Source organism: Pseudomonadota bacterium (assembly GCA_039815145.1).
Taxonomy (GTDB): Bacteria; Pseudomonadota; Gammaproteobacteria; order Steroidobacterales; family JBCBZW01; genus JBCBZW01.
The window spans coordinates 1-3,539 of record JBCBZW010000249.1; the positions used below are offsets into that span (position 1 = coordinate 1).

General features: G+C 66.5%; 7 protein-coding genes. 2 read left to right on the forward strand and 5 right to left on the reverse strand.

Annotated elements, in window-relative coordinates:
* Nucleotides 1-312: demethoxyubiquinone hydroxylase family protein (locus AAF184_25255; protein ID MEO0425662.1), on the reverse strand; the 312-nt coding region annotated here is incomplete at its 3' end.
* Nucleotides 313-452: 140 nt separating this feature from the next.
* On the opposite strand from AAF184_25255, the gene AAF184_25260 reads away from it, so the two are divergent.
* A complete protein-coding gene (locus AAF184_25260) occupies nt 453-1,283 on the forward strand; it encodes a DUF5694 domain-containing protein (GenBank protein ID MEO0425663.1) in 831 nt (276 codons plus the stop codon).
* 4 nt (nt 1,284-1,287) lie between these two features.
* Here the strand turns inward: AAF184_25260 and AAF184_25265 are convergent, their stop codons facing one another.
* Complete coding sequence (locus AAF184_25265; protein MEO0425664.1) at nt 1,288-2,001, reverse strand: sulfite exporter TauE/SafE family protein; 714 nt, start codon at nt 1,999-2,001, stop codon at nt 1,288-1,290.
* Complete coding sequence (gene hypB / locus AAF184_25270; protein MEO0425665.1) at nt 1,998-2,666, reverse strand: hydrogenase nickel incorporation protein HypB; 669 nt, start codon at nt 2,664-2,666, stop codon at nt 1,998-2,000. Before hypB ends, AAF184_25265 begins: the two co-directional genes overlap by 4 nt.
* Before the next feature lie 3 nt (nt 2,667-2,669).
* On the opposite strand from hypB, the gene AAF184_25275 reads away from it, so the two are divergent.
* The gene (locus AAF184_25275) at nt 2,670-2,894 is read left to right on the forward strand and encodes a hypothetical protein (protein ID MEO0425666.1); all 225 of its coding nucleotides are present in this window, start codon (nt 2,670-2,672) and stop codon (nt 2,892-2,894) included.
* Here the strand turns inward: AAF184_25275 and AAF184_25280 are convergent.
* Together AAF184_25280 and AAF184_25285 are read right to left on the reverse strand one after the other, a co-directional pair.
* A complete protein-coding gene (locus AAF184_25280) occupies nt 2,891-3,220 on the reverse strand; it encodes a hydrogenase maturation nickel metallochaperone HypA (protein MEO0425667.1) in 330 nt (109 codons plus the stop codon). The two genes, AAF184_25275 and AAF184_25280, sit on opposite strands and share 4 nt — an antisense overlap.
* A 14-nt stretch (nt 3,221-3,234) precedes the next feature.
* On the reverse strand, nt 3,235-3,539 hold a 305-nt coding region (locus AAF184_25285; protein MEO0425668.1), incomplete at its 5' end, for an AIR synthase-related protein.

Consider the following 3,539-nt stretch of genomic DNA (forward strand, 5'->3'; position numbering starts at 1 on the left):
GAGCCAGCCGGTCAGAAAACCCGCGACATTCCAGATCGGCAGCAAGCGGCTGTGCAGCCGGTTGGGGAAGATCGCGGACACTAGCGCCAGGTGTTCCCGCTCGGTGGCGATGTGCCGCTCGGCGAAGGCGCGCACGTCGGGATCCCGCGAGACGGCCAGGATGCCCTGGTAGATCCGCACGGCGCCGGTCTCGCCCGCGTGGTCCGATCGCAGGTCGCCGATCAGCGTGTCGGGAATGCCGCCGGCCAGGGAGGGAGCGCCCGCCAGTTCAGAGGCGTGGCTGGTGCTCAGAGAGTCGCTGGAAATGCTCATGCCGCAATGTTCGCCCCATTCGGGCCGGACGATTCAATCGGCGCGTCGCCAGCGTGATGGCTGTCGCACTTTCAAACGCTAGCGGCCCCTATGTCATCCAAGCAGTTTCGGTCCGTCGCGCGGGAAAGGAGCTACCCAACATGAGAAGCAAGCTGTGGATGTCGTGGATTGCGGGCGCGCTGCTGAGCGGTGCTGTGCTGGCGGCCGAGCCCGAGGCGCCCGAGGCGCCCGCGGCTGCGGCGGCAGCGCCGGCCGAGGTGATGCTGATCGGGCTCTTCCACTTCGCCAACCCGGGCTTGGACGCGGTCAAGTCCGAGGTGATCGACGTGAAGACGCCCGAGAGCCAGGCCTACCTGGAGGCGCTCACGGATCGCATCGCGGCCCTTGAACCCACCACGGTGCTGCTCGAGTACAACCCCGCTTCCCAGGACGAGATCCAGGGCGAGTACGCGCGCTACCTGGCCGACGACTTCGAGCTCCCCCACAACGAGATCTATCAGCTGGGTTTTCGTATCGCGCGCAAGAGCGACCTCGGTGAGGTGGCGAGCTGCGACGAGCGCAACGTGCACTGGCAGGCGGGCCCGCTGATGGAGAAGCTCGAAACCTTGCCGGCGCGCTCGCAGCGCGTGCAGGCGCTGATCAAGTCCATCGGCGAGGAGACCACGGCGCTCCATCGCAGCCTCCCGTTAGCCGAACTCCTGCCGATTTACAACGACCCCGAGACCGACCGCGTGAACAAGGGCTTCTACCTGATGACCAACGACGTGGGCGCCGGGGATGGCTTCGAGGGGGCGGATGCCACAGCTAGCTGGTGGCACCGAAACTTCCGCATGTACGCCAACATTCAGCGTCACGCCGTGCCGGGCGCACGGGTGGTGGTGATCGCGGGCCAGGGGCACACGGCGATCCTACGGGATCTGTTAGCGGATGATCCCGATCGCGTCGCGCTCGACGTGCGGCCTTTGTTCTGAGTGTTTAGCCCGCCCAGGCGCCTGCGAGCAAGGTGCTGCCGAGGCCGACGTTGAGCAGCACGACAGCCGCTTGGGCCCCGCGATGCAGATGCGTAAGGCGATGCTCGGAGCGGTTCAGGGGCACGGCGATCACCGCGGACAGCGCCGCCATGCCGAGTATCGAGCCAAGGCCGAACAACAGCATGTAGAGCAGGCCGTTGACCAGGGAGCCGGTGCTCTCCAGGGAGAGGATGACGAGGGCAGCGGAGCCTGCGAGGCCGTGCATCAGCCCTACCACCAGCGCCCGGGCCGGGAAGCCCTGCGCGGCGGGGGCATGGGAATGGGCGTGGCGTCGCGCGTCGTGGGCCTCCTTCGCTGCCGCTCGGTGGCTGTGAGCGTGGAAGTGCTCGACGCCGTCCTCATGGCGGTGCGTATGGAAATGCACCCGCTCGGCGATCAGACGCCGGGCGACGTCCACGCCTAAGCCGATCAGCATGAGGCCGACGACGGCTTCCAGCATGACCTCCAAGCGCGGTGACACGCGCGTGCCGGCGAGCACCACCACGGTGCCGACGGAGAACAGCGTCAAGGTGTGCCCGATGCCCCACACCACGCCCTGGCGCACGCTCTGGGCCACCGACTTCGACCCCACCACGAGGGAGGCGACGGCCGCCACGTGGTCCGCATCCAGCGCGTGGCGTACCCCGATCAGAAAGCCGAGGAGCAGTACAGCGATCATCCCTCCATCTCCGCGATGGCGGCTGCCTGCCCCAGCGCGAGCTGCTCGCGTATCCACGCGTACCAGTTAGGCATACCCGAGCCGGTGGTGGCGGACACCTGGAGCACGCGGATATCCGGATTGACCTCGCGGGCAGCGGCGATCGACTGCGCGACGTCGAAGTTCACGTAGGGCAGCAGGTCGATCTTGTTCAGCAGCATCAGCTGCGATGAACGAAACATGTGGGGGTACTTGAGCGGCTTGTCCTCGCCTTCGGTCACGGACAGGATCGCGACGCGGGCGCGCTCGCCAAGGTCGAACATGGCGGGGCAGACGAGGTTGCCGACGTTCTCGATCATGGCCAGGGAGTCCCGCGGCGGATCGAGCTGACGAAGTCCTTTGGCGACCATGTCCGCCTCCAGGTGGCATCCGGTGCCCGTGTTGATCTGCACCACGCGACAGCCGGTCGCGCGGATGCGTTCGGCATCGTTCACGGTCTCCTGGTCGCCCTCGATGACGCAGATGGGCACGCTGTCGCCGAGGTCGCGGATCGTCCGCTCCAGCAGCGTGGTCTTGCCCGAGCCCGGTGAGCTGACGAGGTTCAGGGCGAGGATGTTCTGCTCCGCGAGCCAGGCGCGGTTTTCGCGGGCGAGCTGGTCGTTCTTGCCCATGATGGCGACTTCCAACGCATGGTTGGCGTCGCCGTGGTGGTGATGCTCATGCGTGTGGGAGTGATCATGATGGTGGTGGTGATCATGGTCATGGTCATGCGCGTGGTCGTGCCCATGGTGATGATGATGGTGCTCGCCGTCGTGCGAATGGGTGTGCCCATCGCGCAGCAGCACCTGACCGCTTTGCAAGTCCGTGACCGTACCCTTCGCCGTTTCCGAGCAGCCGCAAGTTCCGCACATTAGACCGTCTCCATTTCCTTGATCGTCATTTCTTCGCCGGCGATGCAGTCGATCTGCCGGCAGCCGCATGTGCACTGGCCGAAGGGCTTGTCGAGGGCGAACTCGCGCCCGCAGTCCTTGCACCGTCCGCGTCCTGCCACCTCTTCGATCTCGAGCGTCGCGCCCTCAAGCACCGTGTCCTTGGCGCAGATGTCGAAGCAGAAGCGGATGGCATCCGGCATCACCGCGCTGAGGGCGCCGATCTGCAGCGCCACGCGGCGCACCCGTGCCTCACCCGCGTGATCGCTCACGATGGCCACGATGTTTCGGGTGATCCCTAGTTCGTGCATAGCGATCGGATCGATTAGCAGATGCGTGGGAGTTGATCGCCGATCAACACGTCCAGCACGCGATCGCCGCCGAAGCTGGTTTCGAGGATCACGCGCCCGGCGGGCGCCGGGTGCACCTCGCCGACGATGGCGCTGTCCTTACCCGCCGGGTGGGCGCGCATCGCTTCCAGCAGCTCCCCTGCCTGCGATGCCGGTGCGATCGCCATCACCTTGCCCTCGTTGGCGAGGTAGAGGGGATCGAGGCCGAGGATCTCGCACATGCCGCGCACCGCATCGCGCACGGGCAGGGCCCGTTCGTGCAGGCGGATGGCGGTGTTGC